The sequence below is a fragment of the Azospirillum sp. A29 genome (genome assembly GCF_042604625.1).
GTDB lineage: Bacteria > Pseudomonadota > Alphaproteobacteria > Azospirillales > Azospirillaceae > Azospirillum > Azospirillum palustre.
The window spans coordinates 26,408-46,720 of the sequence record NZ_CP170465.1; the positions used below are offsets into that span (position 1 = coordinate 26,408).

The following is a 20,313-nucleotide window of genomic DNA, read 5'->3' on the forward strand; positions in this document are numbered from 1 at the left end:
GGGCACAGTGGGCAAGGAGTGCTTGTTGGCATGTCCCGAGGGTCAGCGGGACAGCCAAGGCTGTGAACTCTGTGTCCGCTGCCATTCACTTGAACGGGTTGTCGACCGTATCCGTCGGCTTCGGGGGAGGGATTTGGTCGGGAAGGTCAGTTTCGGTCTCCAGGGATTTCACGACGGCAGCCAGCAGGTCACGCAGCTTGCGGGCATGTTCCAGTCCTTGCTTATCCCTGGTCAGATCGATTGACCCATAGAGCGCCACCCGGTCGGTGCCGTTCTCGACCCGGAGTTCACCGATCTGCATGGCTCCGGCGTCGTCGGCATACGGCTTGATCATCGCATCAACTCCTTCAGGAACTTCAGCACGTCGCGTTCAGAGAAACCGGGCTCATCCTTCTTCCGTCCCCGCCCCGAGGCCTGAGGTTCCGGCAGAGCCAGTACCGTCGACCTGGCCGTGGCCGGGATGCCTGGAAAGACCGAGATGCCGGTGACCTCCTCCAACTGTGCAATGGGGATGCGCTGGTAATCGTTCCCTGTCGCGTTGGGTACGAGATAGGCGGCGGCCTCACGGCGACGCGGATCGTAGATGGCCTTGAAGACGTGGGTCGGCACGAGAACCCGGCCGCCGATACGCTGGAGGTTGGCGCCCTGGAAGACGGGACCAGTCACGACATAGACCTCGCCGCGGGTGTTGGCGAGATGGCGGGTTGCCCCTTCGATGGCACTCCAGATCCCACGGTTGCTCTCACCGACCTGGGGGATCATGTTGGCCAGAGTAAAGCTCTCCTGCTGGGCCTTCGGCGTCGGCATGTCGCCGTTCGGCGCCATGTGGCCGCGGTCGAAGCCAGAGCGCTTGAAGTCGGCCAATTCGGAGCGCTCGTCCGGCGGCAAGGCCGTTTCGGCGTGGAAGGCGCTTGCCTCCGGACGCTCGAGGCCCTTGGCGGCCGCAACGCTGTCGCGGGTCAGGTGCTCAACCGCATAGAGAGGAGTCCGTGTCACACCGGAATGAAGAACGGCGAAGGCTGAGTAGCAAAGCTCCCGCGTCTTCGCAGCCAGCTTCTGATTGATCAGGTCCGGCGCTACGGCCGCAGCATAATGATCAGGGCAAGCAGTCGATGCGGCGTCAGCGGGAGCAGAAAGGGCGAAAAGGACGAGAGCCGGAAGCGAGCAGGCAACCCCCCATCGGGCAACGGCATATAGTCCGCTAAGCATGGTGTCTCCCATTCCCAGAAAGGGCCGAAGCTACGACAGCTTGCAGTGCACTGTCAGCCGTTGTGCACTTCCAACAGGAGCAGCCGCTTGTCGAAATCGATGCCCAGAGGTTCGTCGCTATCGTACTCCTGCACGCCTCCGAATCGGAGAATCTCGACCCGAATAGGCACGTATCTGCCGGGCGTGTAGGAGGAAGCAGAGGCGGCCGTCTGGGCGGGCGGCGTCTGGGCGGCGGCGTCCACCAGGAGCGGCAGCAGGTCTTTGGCGACGGCCTTCGACCACACCGGCCGGTTCCTCCGGTACCAGTCGAGCAAGGACCGCGCCTCATCCGTTCCCAGGGCGAAACGGCGCGTTCCGTCCGCGTCCAACCCAACCGGCCGACCACTGACCAGATCGGCCAGCAGACTGTCCAGGGAATGGAGATGCAGGCTGCGGACGTCTGCGGTATCCAGCACGAAATTGTCCAGTTCGGCAACGATCGGACGAAAATTAGCGTGGCCTTGACCATTTACGCAACCGGGGAGAGCTGGACTTCACGAACCCGCGCGCCGCACGGAATGGTCCGACGCCGGGATTGACCGTGACGGGTCGAACACCCGACACTGTGACCATAACTCCTCCCTTCCGGCTATTCAGATCGCCATTTTCCATGCCGACCTTCGTCCGACGTTCACCGACGCAATGTCCTGTCCTCGTGACGCGCCGCCTCAGGCAGGTTCTGCCCGCATCCGAAGACGGCCAGCCGCGCGAGGGGGTGTTCGCGGACTTCCTGGACAACCGCCTCGTCGTGCTGCTGGGCGAGCCGGGGCTCGGCAAGACCACCGAATTCAAACGGGCCGCGGCGGGTGAGGCGGATGCGGAGGTGATGCCGGTCGGCCGCTTCCTGAGCCGGCCGGCATCGGCGATGCAGGGCCGCACACTGTACCTTGACGGGCTCGACGAGCACCGGGCGCGCACCGGCGGCGGGCGCAGCGTGATGGACCACATCCTCGGCAAGCTGGAGGAACTCGGCAGCCCGAAGGTCCGGCTGTCCTGTCGCACCGCCGACTGGTACGGCGGCAGCGATACCCGCATGCTGTCGCAGCTCGGCAGGGAGCCGGTGGTCCTGGAGCTGCTGCCGCTCAAGTTCGAGGATGCCGTCGTCATCGCGGCGGCGCGGCTGGACGACGCCGGGGCCAGGGCCCTCATCGCCGGAGCCAGGGCGCGCAACCTGGACCCCTGGCTGCTCAATCCCGAACTGCTCGGCCTGTTGCTGGAGGCCCATGTCGGTGACGGCGGCTGGCCCGCCACCCGCACCGCCCTGTTCGAAAGCGCCCGTGCCCAGCTGCTGACGGAACTGAACGACGAGCATGCCGAGGTGGTGGGCGATTCCGTGTCCGATCCGGCGCTGTCCGCGGCGGCCGATTGGCTTACCGCCGTGGCGCTGCTCGCCAACCGGATGGGCTTCGCGCTCCACCCCAACCAAGCCGATGCCGAGTTCACCGCGATCCAGTCCCTTGGCAGTGATGTCCCGGCTCTGTCCGCGGCAGCGCGGCGACGGCCGTTCTCGCCGGTCGAGGGCCGGCGGGTGGTGCCGCGCCACCGCATGATCGCCGAGTATATGGCCGCACGCCACCTGCGCGACCGGATGCGGGCGGCGGGCCTGCCGCTCGGCCGCGTGCTGGCGCTGATCACCGGCTGGGACGGCGGCACCCTGTCGGACCTGCGCGGCGTGTATGCTTGGCTGGTTGCCCTGATGCCGGAGCATGCCGAGCGGCTTCTCGGCAGCGATCCGCTGGGAGCCATTCTGTATGGCGATGCCGCGTCGTGGAGCGTGGACGTCAAGCGTTCGGCGTTTCACCATCTGAGGGCGCTGTCGGATGAGGACCCGTGGTTCCGGGCACAGGAGCGGACGCTGGGCTGGCCGCGCATGGGCACACCGTTCGGCGGCTTATCCTGCCCGGAACTCGTGCCGGATTTCCGCGACGCGCTTTGCGAGACGGTCAAGCCCCATCTGCTCGCGACCGTGCTGGACATTATCGAGAGCGGTCCGCCACGGCCGGAACTCGGGGACGATCTGCTTGCCGTCGCACGCAACGACGGTGTCAGCGATGCCTTCCGTTCGCACGCGATCGACGCATTCTCCCACGCCAGTCCGGATCGGCAGGACGATCTGCTTGCCCTACTGGACGCGGTGGATGACGGTGTCGTGGCGGATCGCCGGGAGGACATCCGGGCCTCCCTGCTGCGGCGCCTGTATCCGGGGCTGCTGACACCGGATCAGCTTGTCGGATACCTGACGGGAAGGCGTGCACAGGATTATGTCGGGCACTACAGCATGGACCTGCGCCGCGGCATCGTCCGGCGAACGCCACGGGACCAGCTGGTGCCCCTGGCCGACGCACTGGCCTCGCGCGGCGCTCCGCGCGACAGGCGCGCGCAATTCGATCATTCCGGGCTGGTGATCGGACTTCTGGAACGCATCCTTCGCGAAGTGCCGGAAGACGTCACCCCGGAGCGCCTGTACCGCTGGCTTGCCGCCGGGCTGGACGATCGGCATCAGACTATTCGGCCACCCGATGCCAAACGGCTACAAACACGTCTCGCCGAACCCGCCATGGTTCGGGCGATGTTCCGGACGTGGCTGTCGGAGACACACGACAATTACTGGCGCGGTTATTGGGACTTTCAGGAGCGCATCCTCAACACGCCACTTCCTCCTGGTTTTTCCTTTGATCTGGTGTCCTGGGCAAGGGAGGCAAGCGGGCCGGAAGAGGCCGCGTTCCTGCTCGACTTGGCCGTTCGTACGGCCGGTGGTCGCGTCGGCGATGGTTGTGAGGTGACGCTCGACGAGTTGTCGGCGCTTCCCGACGAACGGCCGGACCTAGAACCGGCACTCGCCGCGGCCCTTACGACGCGTGTGCATGAGCGGCATTCCGAGCATATCGCGCTCTCCCGCCGCTTGCGCGATGCCAAGCAGCTTCATCAAGCCGAGGGCGCTGCCGAACTGGCCCCGCATCTCGAGGAAATCCGGAGCGGAGCCGCTTTCGATACGCTCGACTGGGCTGCGGGGTTCGGGTCACTCACCGGGCTGGAGGGCGAAAAGCTGAACGCCTTCCGCACGCGCATCGCCGAAGATGTCGGAGATGAGGCAGCCATCGCGATCATGGCCGGCTTCCGGAACATTGTGCTCCGTGACGATCTGCCGAGCCCGAACGAACTTGCCGACACGACCGTGACGGATCGCCGTCACTTCGCAGTGCTCCCGCTCCTGGTCGGCATGGAGATTTTGGCGACAGAGGGAAAGGAAGCCGTTCTGGGTCTGCCGGATCGCACCTTGGACGCGGCGTTATGCGGTTCCGTGATCGAGGATCAGTACTCCGAACCGTGGATCCTATGGATTCTAGCCGAGCGCGCCGAGTTGGCCTCGCGAAGCCTGGCGGCGTTCTGGCGCATCTGTCTTGAGCGGAGCTTGCAGTGTCCGCCGGGGTTATTCGGCCTGAAGGGGCAGGAGCCCCTTGGACACGTCGCCGGCGGCATGGCGGTGGCCTTGCTGCGGGACTTTCCGAAAGCTCCGGTCCGGGCGGTGGACGGCCTGCTGAACGCCGCCTTGTGGCATGGCGACCGCGAAGCCCTGCTGGACCTCGCCGTTCACCACCTTGCCGGCGACGATCCGGATGACGAGCGGCTCCTGCTGTGGAGCGCCCTGGCCTTCCATCTCGCACCGGACCGCTTCGCCGCCGATTTCGAAGACCGGCTGTCCCGGTGGGAGGACATGAGCTGGGACGTCATCGCCCCTGTCCTGCTGTTGGCCCTGGGTGGCCGCGCCGAGGGGTGGAGCTTTTCCACCCAGCAGGCCATGGTGCTGATCCGGTCGCTGGCTCCACATTTCGACGACACTGCGTACAGCGTCGAGAACGGGCGCCGGGTTCGCGGGGAGTCCGAGTTCGCACGCCTCATCCGCGCCTGCATCGACCATCTCGCCGCCGACCCCTCAACGGACGCGGCCAACGTCCTCGCCGCTTGGCGCGACGATCCCCGGCGGGCCTCCTGGCATGACGCCTTCGCCCATGCCGCGGCACGACAGGTGCGAGTTCGCCGCGAAGCATCGTTCCAGCACGCCGACGTCGCGCAGGTGGTGGCGGCGCTCGACGGCGGGCCGCCGGCCAACGCCGCGGATTTGCAGGCGCTCGTCGTCCAGCATCTGGAGGACATCGCCGAGGAAATCCGCACCGGCTCCGGCGACGGCTGGAAGACCTTCTGGAACACTGAAGTGGAGAAGCACGTCAGACCCAAGGTGGAGAACATCTGCCGCAACGCCCTGCTCGGCCTGTTGAGCCCCCGCCTCATCCGCCACGGCGCGGTGGCGAAGCCGGAGGGCCATTACGCCGGGAGCAAGCGCGCCGACATCGACGTGACCGCCGGCACCCTCGTGTTACCCGTCGAGATCAAACTGCAGATGCACGATGCGCTGTGGACGGCGGCGGAAGGGCAGTTGCAGCGGCTCTACACGGCCGATCCGCTGGCGGGCGGACGGGGCGTGTATCTTGTGTTCTGGTTCGGCTCGACAGTTGACCTCACGTCCCCACGCGACGGCTCGCCGCCTCCGGCATCGGCGGGAGACCTGAAGACGGCGCTCGTGAATCGGCTGACGGGCAGTGCGCGCGAACTGCTGTCGGTGGTGGTGATCGACGCAGCGCCGCCGGACCCTACTCTTCAGCACCAGCAGGTCCGAAGGCGGCGTAAGGCGATCCTTCGGGTACCTCGCCCATCATCTCCGACAGTTCGGGCCTAACCTGTTGGGCGAGGCTCTCTCTCCAAATTCCAGCTGACGACCAACGCCACCCCTACTCGGCCAAGCCGATGCCCGCAGCCTTATTCACAAGGTCGTGGGACAGAGCGCCCTCCACTGCTTCCATGTCGATTTCGACAGCTTTCGCGCCAGCTTGGCCGTCCTGGTCGGCTGCAGCGTCCGCCGCGCCGGGCTGAGGCTGGAGGATTCGGTAGCCTGCGGCGATGCCGTCGAGGTGACCGGCCGCGGCAGCCACCGCTTGTACGGCCTGCCGGGTACCGAAGGCATCCGTGGCGAAACCACCGGACCGCGCCCCTTGGGCGGGAACTTCGTTCCCCTGTTCAAGAATACTCTGTTCTAAGATTCCGGAGAGCCGGAACCCCGCACCAACCCTGGACGGAGACGGGATGTCGGGGTGAGAAGTACGGGGCTACGGGATCGCGTGTGCGGAGGGCCAGCCGCCGACGGGGTGACTTGTACGGGGTTGCGGGGTGCCTTGGACGGGGCGGGCACGACGCAACATGCCGATGCGGACGCGCCATGCAGCGAGTCTTCCACCTAAGCGTTTGGGCCAGCAGGGATTCTGGGGTGCCAATGCATTGCGAACGCTGATGCCTTCGCAGTGCATGGCCTTGGTGCCCGCCCCAGGCTGAGCGGCGGCGAGGCCGACGGCGGGCCTCACCCTGGGCGTCCTCATCAGTTCCAACAGGCCGCTCCCACCCCGGCCTCCTCTCCGGTTCATGTGTTCCACGCCAGGCCGAGCGAGGGGGCGTGCCCGGCGGTGGTTGATCCCCTCAGGCGTGGGCCTTTGCCTTGAGCTTGGGCTGCAACGCCAGACGAAGAACCGGCCGGTCAAAATGGGGCATCAGAGCCAACCCGTCCTGCACGGCCGCGTCCAGGTCGCTGACGGCCGTAAAGATGTCGGCGCATGCGACGCCCACTTGGTAGCCAAGGGATCCGGCCACGAGAAGGAGGTTCTCGATCTGCTCGCGCGCAGCGGGTGAGTGATCGCCGTGCGACCAAGCATGCACCGCATCGCGCAGAAGCCGGCACAGGCGGTTGGTGAGATAGGCGGTGTCCGGCTGCAATACCCTGACGACCGCATCGGCTTCGATGCGGTTGATCAGCTCGGTACCGTCGTGAACAATCGTCATCATGGCTTCTTCCTGTCGGAACATCGTTGTCGTGCCGACCGCCCGGCGCGGCGGCCCGCAGGGCCGGCCGGCGTGCCGGGACGGGCGGCCGATTGGGTGTGCGGTTTGCTGGGCGGCGCGACGCGGGGGCGGTCAGCGCACTGGCTTGTCCTCGAGCAGCTCCGCCGCGCGCCGCCGCTGCGCGCGGGCGCGGTCGCGATGCCGCTCCGACAGCGGGTACCGGGCACTGACGAACAGCCGCATTGTCCCCAGCCCACATTCACGGAACCAGGAGCGCTGATCGTCGACGGCCGCAACGGCCACGCTGTTCATCGCGTCGACCATCGCGGGCCAGCGCTCGTCCTCGCTGCGGTGGTCGCCCCAGCGATTGATCGAGCACACGACGCTCGACGCGGTTGGGCGGTCTGCTCCACCCACTCCATTGGACGGAAACGTCACCGCGGTGACGCTCTCGATCCGCGTGTTGCCCAGCCACACAGGCCGGTTGAGGACAATCTCCGCTTGCAGACATGCCAGAAGAGTTCCCAAGCGCCCGAGATCCAGCACGCCGCGAGCGCCGACCGGAACGGTTGCGGTGAGATCGAGGACCCCGACACCGGTACCGGCCTCGAAGCGGCGAATCCAGCTGTCGACCGGTGCGCAGCGCGGGTCCTCACGCGGAATGACGGTTCCGTTCAAGCGCAGGCGATGGTCCAGCCAGAAGACGTCGAGGGACGCGGTCTCATTCAGCGCTTCAGACAGGGATTTGAGGATCATCGAAAAATTCCGCGTGGTTTCGCATGCCCGAGCGATGCCTGGCCCCTTGCGCGTTGGGCGGGCGCCGCCGCGGCGCACAGCCGCGCGGCGGCGCCCGCCCAACGCGCGACGGTGCGGTCACCCCGGCACGTCATGCCGCTCCTGCAGCCGATGCTCACCAACCGGCGGAAGAGCGGCCGGGGCGGCAACCGCAATGGAGCGACACGCGGTGCCTCTGCAGACTGATGGGAGACCCGTTGCCTTTGCGGGATGCCGATCGCCCCGATCCCGGACCGGTCAGAGAGTGCGGCCTGGACCTCGTCGGCATGCGCTCGGCACGCTACTCTTAGGAAGAGCCTCCAAAACAAGGCCCCATCCATGCTGGACTTGCCATCGCTCCGTGCCGAAACCGAGGTGCTTCGCGCGATCGAGAGGCTTCGCGCCGATCTGACCTCCCTTCAACGCGGCAGCCTCCCGACGATCAAGCCGCGGCCGAGCAGGCGCGCTGCAGAGCCCTCCCGCCGAACAGAGCCTTCCATGTGCAAGCGTACGTTCCACGTGGATCCGGACGCCGTCTCCGCGCTGTCCGACGGCGCACGGCACCATGGTGGCCGGCAGATGGACCTGCCATTTCCGGATCCGGAACGATAACGCTCTCGCGTGTCCGTCACAGCGCCCGGCAGGGTGATTTGGTAAACTTGAACGGTCATCCGGGCATATCAGGGTAACGGCAGGCTCGATCCGGCTTGGCCGTCCTCATCACGGTCATCTTCTGCCGATCATCCCGTCAGCTAACCCATTGCCTACAAAGTGGGAATCCGCGACCGGCGCCAAGATGTTGCCATGTCTTCGCCGATCCTGGCTCCGGCGCCAAGTCATTGTCCGAGCAGGGTATTCTGCCGTCCTGGCCCGCCATCCTTGCCGATCTTTCCAAGGCGCCGGTGGAGGCAAGGCAGCCTTCTCAGGAATCTCACGCGCCGGCCACGACCAGCCGAAATGCCCGGTTCCCTTCCACACGATGTCCGGACGGTCGGTGACGGAGACCGCATCCCGGGTTTCTCCCATGTCCGCCGTAAGAACGAACGCTGCCACCACCATTCCGCTTACCCGGCTGTGTCCTGAGGCGCTCGGGCACAGGCGTTCCACCCTCACCGGCCGACCCGGCAGGTGTTCGTGGAGTCTGGCCAGCCTTCGGCGGCCCGCCGCCATAGGGTTGGGAGACGTCCAATCTCGCAAGCCCCGCATCGGCGTGCAGCATCGGTCAGCAAGCGTATACGCATGACAGTGAGCGACCGCTTGCGCTGACGGTCGGACTCGGTATCCTTCCGCTCTGAGGGGGCTCAGCCAAGCAATGCGCGAGGACGCAATGGCGCAGCTTCCGATTCTGAAACTCCACGATCCGACGTTCCTGCCCGCCCCCGTCACGATCACGGTCGCCAACATCAAGGGCGGTGTCGGCAAAACGACGTTGGCCACCAATCTCGCGGTCTGGGCAGCGATCCGACGCTTTGCAAAGACCGCTCTCATCGATACCGATGCGCAGCAGTCGGCCGCGACCTTCGCCAACATGCGCGCCGAGACGCTCGGCGATCCGCTCTTCACCTGCGTGTCGATCCTCAACGCCGAGGCCCTGAAGGTCCATGCCAAGCGCATCGCCGCGTACCATGCGGACCATCATCGACGCCGGCGGCCGCGACACGGCGACCCTGCGTCACGCGCTCCTGATCTCGGACGCCGTGCTCATCCCGCTCGGCCCGCGCGCTTACGACGTCTGGGCCCTGCAGCAGATGGTTGACCTGATCGCCCAGGCGAGGGCGTACAACCAACGCCTCCAGGCCTTCGCGGTCCTGAGCATGGCGGACCTCCGTGGCGCCGAGAGCCGGGACGTCGCCCGGATGCTCACCGATCTCAATGGCTTGGAGTTTCTCGATACCCCCATTCGCAAGCGCAGCGCCTGGTTCCGGGCAGCGGCTGACGGCAAAGGCGTCGTCGAGGCGAAGCCCCGGGACAACGGTGCGATCGAGGATTTCGAGGTGCTGACCGGAGCCCTCTTCGAGCGTGTTCGGGCGTCAGCAACGATCCGCGCCTGACCACGCCCGTAAACCATCGTCAACGCACGTAGACGCGAGGAACTGGTTATGCGCATCAAGATGCCAACCACGAAGGCCGTGCCAACCATCACCGAGCCGAACGAGGACGCGAAAACGGCCGAAGCCTGGGCAAATGGCCCCCCTGCCGCGTCGGCGAGGAGGCGTTCGCAGCCGAAGCGGAAGACCCCACCCAAGCTGCTCCGCTCGTACCGCCTGCCACAACGTCTGCTGGATCGGATCGGGCTGGTGTCCAACGAGATCGGCCTTCCCGAGTACACCATTGTCGAACTCCTGCTCAACGAGGCCCTCGCCGCCCGAGGTGTCCCGAAGACACTCGACAAGCCCGGATGATCTCGGCTCCGGCCGGCCTGAACGGCATCGCAACACACGAACCCGTCCGCGCGTCCCCGCCGGTGCTGTTCGGACGCGAGCTGATTTGCCTGGTCACGACGCCGGACAAGATGGTGACGGAAGCCGCACCTTAACCGTCCTTCGGAATGCCCTCATGATGATCCGCCTTCGCAATGGCCCGCGCCGCCAGACGATCCAGTTGATCCGCACGGTCTACAGCCCGGAAAGGGGCCGCGGTGCGCAGACCGTGGTCGCCCGTTTGCCCGCTTCGGCGACCGCGCTCCCGCCGCGGGTGTCGGATGCCTGACCGCCGACGAGCGGGCGCAGGTCGAAGACTTCTTCGAGAACCGCCGCAAGCGCCATGCGGTGCAGCTCGCCGACTACAACGCCGTCCACTTGAGCGCTTGTGCGGACATGATGGTGCTCGCTGCGTCCGCCTCCGGCGGATTGGCGACGGTGCAGGCCGCCGCGGAGCGCGCCGGCATCGGGACTGCTCTGGGCCGCCTGTTCACGGCCTTGTACGGCGACTTCGTGCGCGTGGTCGTCCGTCGGCCGGCGCTTCCCCGCGCCAACAGCGGGTGAGTTGGCGCTACGGAGCCGCACTCCAGCGGCGGCTGCGCCTGCAGATCGCCCCGAGCGCGCCATGAGCCACAAGCCCCCGGCGTCAGACGATTCAGCCGGACCCGTACATGGCAGCCCTTGGCAGCCAGATCGGGCCCCGTAGCGTACGATACAAACGAGATCAGGCATGACCGCCATCACCGCCGAGCAGTACGCCGCTCTCCAGCGTGCCTTCGACCACTTCAACGCGACGCTGTTCGGCGGAACGTTGCCCCAGGTGCTCATCACCTTCCAGCGCAGCAAGCGCTTTAAGGGCTACTTTTCCCCCGAACGCTTCGAGAGCCTGGCGGCATCTGGCGAGCGGCGGCACGAGATCGCCTTGAACCCGGATGTGTTCGACCGCGACCAGGCCAAGATCCTCTCCACTTTGGTCCATGAGATGGTCCATCTGTGGCAAGAGGAGTTCGGGAAGCGCTCGCGCGGCGGCTATCACAACACGGAATGGGCGGCCAAGATGAAGGCCGTCGGCCTGCACCCGAGTGACACGGGCGCGCCGGGCGGTAAGGAAACGGGACAGAGGATGACGCACATCATCGTCACGGACGGCCCCTTCGACCGTGAAGCAGCCAAACTGCTGGCGGACGGTATCGCCATCGCCTGGAAGTCCGACGTCCGGAAGGCCGGCGCCGCGAAGAAGGACAAGGTTGCCTATGCCTGCGGATGTGGGACGAAGGTGTGGGGGAAACCGGGCCTCAGGGTAATCTGCGGCGATTGCGTGGAACTCCTCGCTTCTCTGGCGGCGCAGCAGGGTGACGGCGTCGAGTTGGCCCAACCGCGTGCCGCCGGCTGATCGGGGTCCTCCTGCGCAGCTATAGTATCGGCACTGGCGAGACGGTGCTGCGGTCTGCCTGCAAGCCCGTCCGCAGGGACTCCGGGGCGGCGTTCCGGAACGCTCGGTTCGCCCTCGCGGCAGAGACGTCTCCGCGGGCACCGGTGCCCCCTGTGTACAGGCACGAGTCCGCAAACCAGCACCCGTCGCGTCCGCCGAGGACCCATCGCCGTCCTACGGGGGACATGCCGATCGCCGCTTACCAAGCCTCCTGCGCGACGCGGATGGCATTGAAATCACTTCCGTCGCCGAATCTCCCCTTAAACACAGCACCGCCATGCGGACCATCGTATGTTGGCCGACGCAGGAGGTCGGAAGGCCGTGTCGGTTCAGCCCTGATCGGTATCCGCAGATCTCCTGGCCGTTCATGCCTCGGGCAGGCACTCCCGGATCATCCTGATCCTGTGGTAAAGAAGCCCAGGATTCATCGGGAACACCAACGTGCCGAATACGACAACCTGGATGACACGCCACGCGGTGACACGAGCGTATGGCTGCGATCTCGCGGTGATGTGGCGCGGGCCCGATGTGTGGGCGTGGCTCATCACCGTGGCCGGCGAGCACATCGCCTCCGGCACGGCGCGCACCATGGAGGGCGCTCAGGGTGCCGCGCTGCGCGCCGCCAAGGCTCATAGTGACAACGGTGGGCGCGTCCAGCTTCCCCTCCTCTGAGGCCTCGTCCTCGGTGCAGCGGTGTGCGGGCGCAGAGTGGCTCGATCATGTCCGCAGGCGGACATCGTGGCCCCGTTATCATCCGCCTAGCTGCGGTATCCGCTGATGCGGTACATCGGCGTTCCAAGTGAACGTGGAGCCGCCATGTCCCCTTCCGACGATCCTGACTTCGGCGCCAAGGAACGCGACCTCATCCGGCGCAAGTTCATGCAGCGCATGTCCAGCGCCCGCAGCATTCATGACGGGTTCCTGCTGCGGCGGTGGTCGACGGGCGAGCGCAAGGGGCAGCCGAAGGTCCCGGCCGCCGTTCAGAGCATGCTGGACCGCGGCCTCGTGGCGTTGGACGACCTCGACAAGCACTGGCCCGTGGCGCGTTCACGACGGCGGGATTCCGTGCCTTGCGGCGGATGGCCGCCGACCGCCGGGCCTTCACCCCGGAGCGCCACGCACGTCTCCTCGAGGAGACTGCCGCGCTGACGGGGGTGGACGATGACGCGTAGGCATCGGATCGCAGTCGGCGACCGCTACGCGCGTGCCAGTACGCCCCGGCACAGATGCTCTGGTGGACAAACCCGGACACCCGTCGCACGCCCGGCTGCGGGCAGAAGATGGCACACCGTATGAGGAGGTGCTGGTTGGCGTGTCCGCGCTAACCGATTCCACCACATGGCGGCGGCTGGACTGAAGCCACCAGCTCCGGCCATCGGCATCCCCGCGGCTTTGTGCCGGGCATCGACGTCGCTCGCGACCAACCGTCGTGATGAGCAGGTCACAACGAGGGCTCCGTCCTGATCCTCCTGGTCATTGCCGGTGAAGACGCCGGTGACTGGCTGCAGCTTGGCCTCCGCCAAGAACGCGAGCAGGCTGTCGATCTCCTTCAGCATCAGCGTGGTGGGCAACAGATGGATGATCGCGGAGTGGACCTCGGCGCGGAGGCCGCGCGCCTGGGCTGCCAGGGGCTGACTTGCCGCGGCAGCCGGCCACGCCCCGCAGCCCACATGGCGGTCCGGGGGGCCAGGGCCGCCAGCCGGCAACACGCGTCGGACCTTGTGCCCGTCGATCACAAACCATGCGGCAGAGATTTCCTGAGAGCAGGGTGGACAAGGCGCCCGGGCGGCGAAACATAGGGTGGAAGCTCAGTCCTTCTCGGCAAGCATCCTGCCTCCGCGGGAGGAGGCAGGATGCTGCGCGGTTCGGCGCCCGCCTCGTACAGCACGATCCGATTTGATACCTTATAAGGTATGCAGCACATCTGTTATATCATATAGCGCATTGCTGTTGACTAAGATTTGATACTGTATACGGTATGGATGGGGCTGATTATTCGCTTAACGAGGTGATCGTGATGCAAGCACGTGAACGGTTTGGCGCGCGCATGCGCTCGTTGCGGCGCTTGCGCGGTTTCTCCCAAGCAGCCCTTGCCGAACGAACGCGGCGCACACAGGCACGTGTCGCTGCCGTCGAAGGGCGCGGTGACCCCCAGCTCACAACGATCCTGGCGCTGACGGAAGCCTTGCGGGCGGTCCTCGTCCCGGTTCCGGTCGAGCGTTTGGCGGAGGTCGAGCGTCTGCTCGACCTGAACGACCGCCAGGCCAAGCCGGACGAGCGCGTGCCGAGTGCGCTCGAGGAACTCTTCATCGCGTCCGACGAGGATGAGCCATGAGCCGCAAGGCCGAAATGTTGGGGGTCTACCTCGAGCCAGCGGCGAGGGCTTCGGTGCGAGTTGGGAGCCTGCTGCTCGACAGCAAGCAGAGCGTCCGCTTCGTCGTCGACCAGGGATATATCGACCTCGGGGCGGAACGTCCGATCCTCAGCGCAGCGTGGTGGTTCCCGGGTGACGAGGAGCGGACCGTCGCACGCCTCTCGGACACGCGCGACAAGACGGGCCTGCTGGGTCTCTTGCCCGCCTGGTTCCGGAACGTGCTGCCGGAAGGCGCCCTGCGGGTCGCCGTCGAACGGCAGATGGGGCCGGGCATCCACACCGACTTCGACATCATGAAGCGCGTCGGGCACGATCTGCCTGGTGCCGTCGTCGTCCGGGACGAGGGGTACGCCCCGCCCGCCAGGGTGGCCGAGCACACCGCCGACGACCTGCCGCCGATCCGCTTCGGTCTGGCCGGCGTGCAGATGAAGCTCTCCGTCCTCAAGGAGGGTGAGGGGCTGACGGTGCCGGCCGAGGGCCAGTACGGCTCCATCATCGCCAAACTGCCAAGCCGGCAGCGCGGATTGGAGTTCCTGCCCGAGTTGGAATTCTCGGCAATGCGCCTCGCCGCGGCCGCTGGCGTCACGGTCGCGGCCTGCGAACTGATCCCGCTGGGCAAGCTGCGCGGAATCGGTCCCGAGCACCGCAAACACGGCGAGCACGCCCTGGCGGTGACCCGGTTCGACCGCGCGTCCGGCGCACGCGTCCACATCGAGGACTTCGCCCAGATCTTCGGGGCGGTGGACAATCAGAAGTACACGATCGCAAACGAGGAAACACTGTGGAACGGTATCAAGCGCTTTGCCACCGACCCCAACGGTGATCTGCTCGAAGCGGTGCGCCGCTTCACCGTGAACGTGCTGCTTGGCAACGGCGATGCGCACCTCAAGAACACCAGCCTGATCTATCCTGACGGACGCACGGCCCACTTGAGCCCGGCGTACGACATCGTTCCGACATTCTGCCTGGATGGGGACGACACGCTGGCCATCCCCCTCGGGCGCGCCAAGACGATGGCCGACGTGACGTTGGAGACCTTCCGCAGGCCCGGCATGCTGCTCAGCCTGGATCCCCGCCTGCTGACCGACGAGGCGAAGCGCACGGTGGAACGGGCGGCCGACGAATGGCCCGCCTTGCTGCCCAACCTCCCGCTCGTGAAAAGCCACGCCGAGAAGCTGCGCGGGCGCTGGGAGGCGGTGGCGCTCGCGGAAGGACATCGTCAGGTCTTCCTGTCCGGGTTTGGTGCCAACCGTTCGTCCTGATCACTGCCGCGCCTCCGAGGGAACGCCGGCCGGTGCCAAAGAAACGTGAGCACGCCACGCTCAGCGTCCTAGAGGGCGGGTACCGTGCAGCCGCAGATCCGAAGTGTGGCGGATCGCTCCGGCTATCTCTGATCCGCCGGCCCCGGCAGCCGGTCAGCCGCCCGACCGGTCGTGCGTCCCCGCGACGGCTGGTCGAGGAGATCGTCTGTCGGCCCGCGGGGTGCTCTACCCTGCCCGTCCACACCGGCTTGCCATCGCACGCGGCCTGGACCAGCCGGGGCGGCACGGCTCCGGCATCCCCGACACCCATTGCGCAGAGGTAAGCGAAGGCATTGCGTTCGCACCGCGATTTCTGTGGACGATCAATCTTTTAGTGCGATTTGAGAGCTCGACACGCCCTGGCCCCTAGCGCGTTTCACGGCGATGGGGCTCCGCGCCCTGCGGCGGACGGCCGCCAACGACCAGGCCGCTTCCGCAGAGCCCATGGTCGGCTCCTCCTCCCTCAAGGCGGTCGTCGCGCTGATGGGGTGGACGATGACGCGTACGCATCGGATTGGGGGCGGCGACCGCTATGCGCGTGCCGGCACGCCTCGGCACAGCCGCCTTGTGGTGGGCGCTGGTAGACAAGCCCGGACACCTGTCGCGCGGCCAGCTGAAGGCCGAGGGTGGGGTACGCCCCGTGACTAAGTGCTGGTCGGCATGTCGGCCTTGAGCAACCCCGCCGCATAGCGACGGCTGGGCCGACGTCAGCATCGGGCAATCCTGAAGCGCAGGGCAGCCGCGCCGCAGCGGCTTCATGTCCACTCTCCGTCCACCCTGCTGCCGGCGGGTGCCGCGTCCTTGCCCATGCGGCTCTCCTAGGCGGCAGCGGCCTGTCCCTGCCTCGCCCCTGCCTGCAGGGGTGAGGCAGGGACAGGCGCGGCCACCATACAACCGGACGGACCTGTCTCACCGGTCCCTGTTGTCGTTCGCGCCTTGTTCCTTTGCCTCCGGTACCACGTCGCGCGGCTGCATCCCTCGACCTTCCATGGTTCCTCGTGAGACAGGCTGTTCGCCTCGTACTCGGCACGCGGGGAGGCACCCGCGGCGCGGCGGTCACGCTGCTTCCGCTGCCGCTCGCGCTCCCTCTTGATCTCGGGGCTGGCAAAGTGGCGGAGGTCGAGGTCGATCATCTCCCGCTCGGTGATCTTCAGCCGTTCGATGATGGTCGCGTCCCGGAACGCGTATCGTGGGTCAACGTCGTGGCCCCGGTAGTCGACCTTCTCGCCCCGGAAGGCACGTTCCGCCCGCGCCAGCACCGACGCCATCCGGGAGCGCATCTCCGATTCCGACCAACCGGCCGCCTCGTGCGCCAGCGCCTCGGCTTCGCGGAGGAGCACCGCAGGCGGCACCAGGTAGGCCATGGCGGTCGTGGCAAGAAAGAGCCACTCGTCACGTGATCCCGACGGGATGCCGTCCGGCCAGCGCCCGGCACGGAGTTTCTGCAAGTCGGTCAATCGCCCTTCCCACAGCGTCGCAATCGAAAAGTTCGCCGGCGCCACTGTCTTGATACGATCGTCCTTCGCAGCCCGGCGCTTCGCCCGCTCGGCGCGCAGCGCGACCAACTCGGCGCGCGGCAGGGGCAGGATCTCGTCCGCCAGGGTATCGAAATCCCAGGTGTCACCGAGATCGGTGATCGCCTCGACCGGGTTGCCGGATTTGGCGTTGATGGTGCCGATCAGGCGCAGCACGCGCGCAGCGTCGGTCGCCGCCGGGTCGGCGCCGAACGACGCCAACGTTGCGCCGAGCACCTTCTGGCACGCTCGCCAGCGGGGCAGCGCGGCGCGCGGCGCGGCGGTGTGTCGCCACACCAGAGCGAGACCGCGGCCGGTGGATACGGCCAGCGAGGGCGCCGGCAGGTTTTCATCGTCCAGGGCCATACGGGTCGCCAAGAGGAACTGATCGGGGCTCAGGTTGGCGTAGCGGCCCTTGTAGTAGTCGAGATCGACGAACAGTGCGTTCAGCTCGGCAAGCTGAGCCACGACCCGGCGCACGCCCCAGAAGCGGTTTTGCGAGATGAAGACTTCAGGGCGTCCGGCGAACTCCTGCACTGCACCTCCGAGATCGGCGATGGGGATCGAGCGCTCCTGCCAAGTGCCCACCGTACGCGTGGCGATGGTGACCCGCCCCCGGCCACCGGCGTGAAGCGCTATTCCATGTGCCGCGGGCGAGTCGATGCGACCCGGTCGATCCGGAATGGTGGAAACAGACATCATGCGGACGCTTGGCTCCCAACGTGAGCGTTCGTTTACGCCGTTCCACCATAGCGCGAGTCAGATGCCGCCATCCTTGTCAGCAGCCTCTGATGTGCATGGGAGTCACGACATCTGCAGGGTTCATATTGTCCGGTTCCACAGGACGTGAAACGAACCTCGACCGAGAGGCTCGCCATTCGTCCGCTTCCAACCGTCCAGCCTGTGCCCAGCAGGGCGGGGCAATCGGATGCCCCCTGCCACGGGCGTGAAAAAGCCGGAGGATTTGACCGCTTAGCGACCGAGCGAGGGCCGGTTGAGTGCGTGGCGCAGTGGAACATCGTCCGCGCGTGTTGGGGCGCGTGCAGCCCCGGCGCCTCGGAAGCGCCGCCGAACGTGTAACGCTGTAATGTATTACATTACAGCGTTACCGTTACAGTGTACCGCCGTATACGGGTGTCCACGGGAAACGCGCCCTCGTCGTCTCGCCCTCTCTGCCACCGCCATGGGCGGCCAGGATCAGTCAGTCCCTGTCGACGCTACCGCGCGCGCTCGGTCGGCTGCGGTTGCGCGTGCTTGTCGGCCACCGTCTTGAGTTGCGCGAGGTCGACGCGCAGACTGCGCAGCACGTCACCGCCATAGCGGTGGGACTTTTCGAACAGCGCATCGGCCAGACGCTGCAGTGTGGTCGCATCCTCGTGCAGGGCCATCTGCTTGGCGTTCAGGTGCTGGTCCTTGATGGCCACGCGGGCCAACTCGGCGCGTACGCGCTGGTCGTGCCGCACGGCATGATCGTCGTCGGCAGCGTCGGCCTTCAGGTACTCGCGCAGCGCCAGGCGGGCGCTCTTCGCGTCGGGGGCAACACGGTATATCTCGATGGTCTGATCCTCGACAGTCAGGGCGGCCATGCGCGGCATCACAGCCTCGATCAGCACCGCCAACTTGCTCTGCGCGCGTTCTTTGACCGCGCTGAACCAGATGCTCAGGACACGCACGGCGTGTTCGACCACGCTGGTGAGCGTCCGCACCTGACGACGCAGCAGGGTGTTCTGCGCTTCCAGGCGGTCGGCTTCCTCGGTCCGCAGTTGCGCCTCTCGCCGGGCCCTCGTCAGTTCCTCGTCCTTGGCGCGCATGGCGCCGGCATGCACGCGGATCACGCCGGCCATTTCCTCGGTGCGATCGCGGTTGATCTTGTCGATACGGGCCCTTACCCGGGCCTCAGCCGCTTGCTGAACACGGATTGCGCGGGCGCCGCTGTCCATCACCGCCCACAGTTCGTCCTGCTCGCAGCCGTACGCGCGGCAAAGCACCGTCAGCGTCTCCTCGAGCGATGATGCGCGTTGCGCGGCCGCTGCCTGGGCGGCCCGCTCGGCCTCAAGCTCCTTCCTGGCAATCTCCCGCTCGGCCGTGACCGCATCGCGCTCCATCTCAGCGTCGGCAACGCGCCTCAAGGCGTCCAGGGCACATCGGCGCCATTCGTCACCTCGTCCTGCCGCGAGTTCGGCGGCCCCGGCGGCGACAATGGCGGCCTGCTCCGCCTCAAGGACGCGCTCGCGGTCGCGGTCCTGTTCGGCTTGGCGGGCCCGCAGGTCGGTCTCCCATTCAGCCAGATGCTGCTGGCGCGCATCGAGTTCGGCAACGGCCATCTCCAGCTGCTTGGCTTGGCGATTGTGCACGGCCTTGTTGGCGTCGTGCGGTTTGCCCTTCTCAGCCGCGACAGTGGTGCTGGCTCCGACGTGGCGCTGCGGCGCCCGGTCGGTGATCCCCAAGTTTTCGAAGGACTCGACCTCCAGGCGGACCGGCGCACCCCACGTCTCGAGCATCGGGTTCACATAGTCGCGCCAGTGCCGGCGGATCGCGAACTTGCCGGACCGGTCGGCGAAGGTGTCGATGACGTACTGCCGGCGCGCGCGCGTCCGCTTGTCACCGTTGCTGCGGGCCTCCGCGCGCTTTCGCGCCTCGTGTTCCGTCTCAAGCTCGTTGATGACGATGACGTGGGCGTGGGGATTTCTGCCCCGGTTTCGGTGAATGGCGCACACCGCCACCGGCTTACGATTCTTCCCGCGCGGGCTGCGTTCTCCGTTGCGGGTCAGGCTTTCCATCCAGCCCTTCATCAGCTCGCGCTGCTGGTCATCGGTGATGTCGCGCGGCAGCGCCAGAATGAAGCCCTTGATGATTCCGCTACGGCGCTTCGTCACGAACCCTTTCCACTCCCTCAGCTGCTTCTCGATGGCGGCACGGCGCTCTGCAGTGAGCGACTTGCGCCCGCTTTCCAGGAGTTTCTTCTGTTCATCGCGATGTGCCCGCTCCCACGCCTTCTGATCGGCGAAGGACGCCGACAGCGCCTTGCTGGTGGCATTGATGACATCGCCCGAGGGTGCATCCTTCGGCAGGTCGAGGCCGGTGTGGATCAGATCGCGGTCGTGCATCTTGTCGCCGTCGACGTTGTAGTCGAGCTGCCGCATGGCGCCCTTGTGCGTCGTGATCCCTTTGATGTTGACGGTCAGGTGCAGCATCCTGGTGGTGAAGGGTGCGGTCACGGCATCATCCTCTGAGCTCATGCGCCGCGGGCTCCCGCGTAAAGAGTGACCGGCCTGCCGGTCACGCCCCGAAAGGCCGCTTGCGGCCGGAGGGCTTAACGCGAAGTGCGCTGGGGTTCATCCCCGGTGCGACGCTAAGCAGGAGC

At 66.6% G+C, this 20,313-nt stretch carries 19 protein-coding genes; 12 read left to right on the forward strand and 7 right to left on the reverse strand.

The features are described 5' to 3' along the window. Window positions 1-85: 85 nt before the first annotated feature. From ABNQ38_RS14455 to ABNQ38_RS14465, 3 genes are read right to left on the reverse strand one after another with little or no spacing between them, the layout of a single operon-like run. Window positions 86-334 (reverse strand): hypothetical protein, encoded by a 249-nt coding sequence (locus tag ABNQ38_RS14455; protein WP_377807874.1) that lies wholly within the window; start codon window positions 332-334, stop codon window positions 86-88. Further along, the gene (locus tag ABNQ38_RS14460) at window positions 331-1,209 is read right to left on the reverse strand and encodes a DNA/RNA non-specific endonuclease (protein WP_377807876.1); all 879 of its coding nucleotides are present in this window, start codon (window positions 1,207-1,209) and stop codon (window positions 331-333) included. The genes ABNQ38_RS14455 and ABNQ38_RS14460 overlap by 4 nt, the downstream gene beginning before the upstream one ends. A 53-nt stretch (window positions 1,210-1,262) precedes the next feature. Then, the gene (locus tag ABNQ38_RS14465; protein WP_377807877.1) at window positions 1,263-1,664 is read right to left on the reverse strand and encodes a hypothetical protein; all 402 of its coding nucleotides are present in this window, start codon (window positions 1,662-1,664) and stop codon (window positions 1,263-1,265) included. A gap of 194 nt (window positions 1,665-1,858) precedes the next feature. Here ABNQ38_RS14465 and ABNQ38_RS14470 point away from each other — a divergent pair, with 194 nt between their 5' ends. Together ABNQ38_RS14470 and ABNQ38_RS14475 are read left to right on the forward strand one after the other, a co-directional pair. Continuing rightward, window positions 1,859-5,983, forward strand: coding sequence for a hypothetical protein (locus ABNQ38_RS14470; protein ID WP_377807878.1), 4,125 nt, complete (start codon window positions 1,859-1,861; stop codon window positions 5,981-5,983). A 94-nt stretch (window positions 5,984-6,077) separates the two neighbouring features. After that, window positions 6,078-6,341: a hypothetical protein gene (locus ABNQ38_RS14475; protein WP_377807879.1), complete on the forward strand. Its 264-nt coding sequence runs from the start codon at window positions 6,078-6,080 to the stop codon at window positions 6,339-6,341. A 433-nt stretch (window positions 6,342-6,774) separates the two neighbouring features. Here ABNQ38_RS14475 and ABNQ38_RS14480 read toward each other — a convergent pair whose 3' ends face one another. Together ABNQ38_RS14480 and ABNQ38_RS14485 are read right to left on the reverse strand one after the other, a co-directional pair. Further along, window positions 6,775-7,137 (reverse strand): hypothetical protein, encoded by a 363-nt coding sequence (locus ABNQ38_RS14480; protein ID WP_377807880.1) that lies wholly within the window; start codon window positions 7,135-7,137, stop codon window positions 6,775-6,777. Between the two features lie 129 nt (window positions 7,138-7,266). Continuing rightward, a complete protein-coding gene (locus ABNQ38_RS14485; protein WP_377807881.1) occupies window positions 7,267-7,890 on the reverse strand; it encodes a hypothetical protein in 624 nt (207 codons plus the stop codon). A 1,345-nt stretch (window positions 7,891-9,235) separates the two neighbouring features. On the opposite strand from ABNQ38_RS14485, the gene ABNQ38_RS14490 reads away from it, so the two are divergent. From ABNQ38_RS14490 to ABNQ38_RS14535, 10 genes are all read left to right on the forward strand, one after another. After that, a complete protein-coding gene (locus tag ABNQ38_RS14490; RefSeq protein ID WP_377807882.1) occupies window positions 9,236-9,664 on the forward strand; it encodes a ParA family protein in 429 nt (142 codons plus the stop codon). Further along, the gene (locus tag ABNQ38_RS14495) at window positions 9,657-9,959 is read left to right on the forward strand and encodes a hypothetical protein (RefSeq protein WP_377807883.1); all 303 of its coding nucleotides are present in this window, start codon (window positions 9,657-9,659) and stop codon (window positions 9,957-9,959) included. The genes ABNQ38_RS14490 and ABNQ38_RS14495 overlap by 8 nt, the downstream gene beginning before the upstream one ends. A gap of 48 nt (window positions 9,960-10,007) precedes the next feature. Further along, entirely contained in the window at window positions 10,008-10,310 is a 303-nt protein-coding gene (locus ABNQ38_RS14500) for a hypothetical protein (protein ID WP_377807884.1), read from the forward strand. Window positions 10,311-10,464: 154 nt separating this feature from the next. Then, window positions 10,465-10,617 (forward strand): hypothetical protein, encoded by a 153-nt coding sequence (locus tag ABNQ38_RS14505; protein WP_377807885.1) that lies wholly within the window; start codon window positions 10,465-10,467, stop codon window positions 10,615-10,617. Between the two features lie 107 nt (window positions 10,618-10,724). Then, window positions 10,725-10,892 (forward strand): hypothetical protein, encoded by a 168-nt coding sequence (locus ABNQ38_RS14510; protein WP_377807886.1) that lies wholly within the window; start codon window positions 10,725-10,727, stop codon window positions 10,890-10,892. 166 nt (window positions 10,893-11,058) lie between these two features. Then, window positions 11,059-11,721, forward strand: coding sequence for a SprT-like domain-containing protein (locus ABNQ38_RS14515; RefSeq protein ID WP_377807887.1), 663 nt, complete (start codon window positions 11,059-11,061; stop codon window positions 11,719-11,721). A 501-nt stretch (window positions 11,722-12,222) separates the two neighbouring features. Then, window positions 12,223-12,432, forward strand: coding sequence for a hypothetical protein (locus ABNQ38_RS14520; protein ID WP_377807888.1), 210 nt, complete (start codon window positions 12,223-12,225; stop codon window positions 12,430-12,432). Window positions 12,433-12,576: 144 nt separating this feature from the next. Continuing rightward, complete coding sequence (locus ABNQ38_RS14525; RefSeq protein WP_377807889.1) at window positions 12,577-12,909, forward strand: hypothetical protein; 333 nt, start codon at window positions 12,577-12,579, stop codon at window positions 12,907-12,909. An 829-nt stretch (window positions 12,910-13,738) separates the two neighbouring features. After that, the gene (locus ABNQ38_RS14530) at window positions 13,739-14,095 is read left to right on the forward strand and encodes a helix-turn-helix domain-containing protein (RefSeq protein ID WP_377807890.1); all 357 of its coding nucleotides are present in this window, start codon (window positions 13,739-13,741) and stop codon (window positions 14,093-14,095) included. Continuing rightward, window positions 14,092-15,396, forward strand: coding sequence for a type II toxin-antitoxin system HipA family toxin (locus ABNQ38_RS14535; protein ID WP_377807891.1), 1,305 nt, complete (start codon window positions 14,092-14,094; stop codon window positions 15,394-15,396). The genes ABNQ38_RS14530 and ABNQ38_RS14535 overlap by 4 nt, the downstream gene beginning before the upstream one ends. Window positions 15,397-16,253: 857 nt before the next feature. Here the strand turns inward: ABNQ38_RS14535 and ABNQ38_RS14540 are convergent. After that, window positions 16,254-17,651, reverse strand: a complete 1,398-nt coding sequence (locus tag ABNQ38_RS14540; RefSeq protein ID WP_377807892.1) for a hypothetical protein — start codon at window positions 17,649-17,651, stop codon at window positions 16,254-16,256. A 515-nt stretch (window positions 17,652-18,166) separates the two neighbouring features. Continuing rightward, window positions 18,167-20,167 (reverse strand): MobA/MobL family protein, encoded by a 2,001-nt coding sequence (locus ABNQ38_RS14545; protein WP_377807893.1) that lies wholly within the window; start codon window positions 20,165-20,167, stop codon window positions 18,167-18,169. Between the last annotated feature and the right edge of the window lie 146 nt (window positions 20,168-20,313).